Annotated in this window: 2 protein-coding genes; both read right to left on the reverse strand. The window is 46.1% G+C overall.

Annotation, left to right across the window (positions count from 1 at the left end; genetic code table 11):
- The coding region (locus WBM49_RS02115; protein ID WP_424370413.1) for an SDR family NAD(P)-dependent oxidoreductase at nt 1-639 on the reverse strand (639 nt) is incomplete at its 3' end.
- A 19-nt stretch (nt 640-658) separates the two neighbouring features.
- Nucleotides 659-1,633, reverse strand: a complete 975-nt coding sequence (locus tag WBM49_RS02120; protein WP_424370414.1) for an NADPH:quinone oxidoreductase family protein — start codon at nt 1,631-1,633, stop codon at nt 659-661.
- Nucleotides 1,634-1,734: the final 101 nt, after the last annotated feature.

A 1,734-nucleotide genomic window follows, 5' to 3' on the forward strand; every position in this document is an offset into this window, starting at 1 on the left:
CTGGGCAACAGTTTTCAAGGGTATACTGGCCTTGATAGCTGCAAAATGCTCTTCAGGGATCTTATCTACCATATCGGTCATCGTAAATCCGGGGGCTATGGCGTTTGCGGTGATCCCGTATTTACCAAATTCGACCGTCCAGGTCTTAGACATAGCAATAACACCGGCCTTGGTGGCGGCATAATTGGTCTGCCCAAAATTTCCGCGGAGACCCACGTTCGATGCTGCGCTTACAATTCTCCCGTATTTCGCAGCCTTCATATAAGGAATTACCGCCTGAGTACACAGAAACACTCCTTTTAGGTTTACATCAATGACCGCGTCCCATTCTGCCTCACTCATTTTTTCCAACGTTCTGTCTCTTGTGATACCCGCATTATTGATAAGGATGTCTATTTTTCCATATTTTGAATGTACCTCACTAAACAACTGCTCAATGGCGGACTTATCCGTCACCGAAACCGAATGAAATTCTGCTTTCCCCCCGTCGGCGGTAATCCCTTCTGCCACTTCTTGCCCCTGTTCCAGGAGATCCAGTATGATCACCGTGGCTCCTTCTTTTGCAAAAAGTTCAGATATTGCCTGCCCGATGCCTCTTGCACCTCCGGTAACGATCGCAATTTTATCTTTTAGTCTCATCTTTCTTCAATTTTCGAGTTTATATCTTCACTACTAATTTGCCCATCACCTCTCTGTCTAGCATGGCTTGAAGCGCCTTTGAGGTATCCTTCAACTCATATACCTTGTGAATATGAGGTTTGAGCTTCCCCTCCTCCTGCCATTTTAGCAAGGTCATGGCATTCTGCATATTGCCCTTAGGATTCTTCATGGCAAAAGTCCCCCAAAAAACACCCACCAGAGATGCTCCCTTTAATAATGGGAGATTTAAGGGGATCTTAGGGATGTTCCCTGCTGCAAAGCCCACCACCAAATAGCGTCCTGCCCAGGCTATTCCTCTGAAGGCGGCTTCTGAATAATCTCCCCCCACAGGATCATATACAACATCCACACCAGTTCCATTGGTGAGCTCTTTGATGGCCAGCTTCAGATCTTCCTTGCTGTAATTTATTGTTAGGTCCGCACCATATTCACGACATAAAGCTAATTTCTCATCGGTAGAGGCAGCGGCAATTACCTTGGCACCCATCAACTTACCCAGCTCTACAGCCGCAAGTCCGACGCCCCCTGATGCCCCCAGCACCAGTAAGGTTTCACCCTCCTGAAGTTTTGCTCTATCCTTTAAGGCGTGATACGAGGTTCCATAGGCAATCATAAAGGAAGCCGCTATGGAAAAATCCATTTTCCCCGGCTTTTGGAAACAGGCATTTGCAGGAACCACTACTTCTTCTGCCAATGCACCAAAGGTCACAAAACCAAAAATAGCATCCCCAATAGCGAGGTGTTTTACCCCACTCCCAACGCTCTTTATGACCCCGGCAAAATCACTGCCTGGTGTAAAGGGTAATTCTGGCTTAAATTGGTACAATCCCTGAATGATTAAGGTGTCCGGATAATTAATACCACAGGCCTTCACCTGCACCACTACTTCATTGGCCTTTGGATGTAAGCTCTCCATTTCTTCCAATATCAGGGATGAAGGAGGTCCGTATGCCTTGCAGCGTATTGCTTTCATTTCTTATGATTCTTCAATTACTTTTAAAACCAGTTTACCCAGCTTCTCCCCGGAAAAGAGTCGGTTATAGGTTTACGGAAAATTATCAATACCCGTATAAA

This window comes from Muriicola sp. (genome assembly GCF_049669965.1).
Classification (GTDB): Bacteria; Bacteroidota; Bacteroidia; order Flavobacteriales; family Flavobacteriaceae; genus Muriicola.

Excerpts from the sequence above, each read along its gene's own strand:
- WBM49_RS02120 (WP_424370414.1), bottom strand. The coding sequence starts at position 1,633 with ATGAAAGCAATACGCTGCAAGGCATACGGACCTCCTTCATCCCTGATA.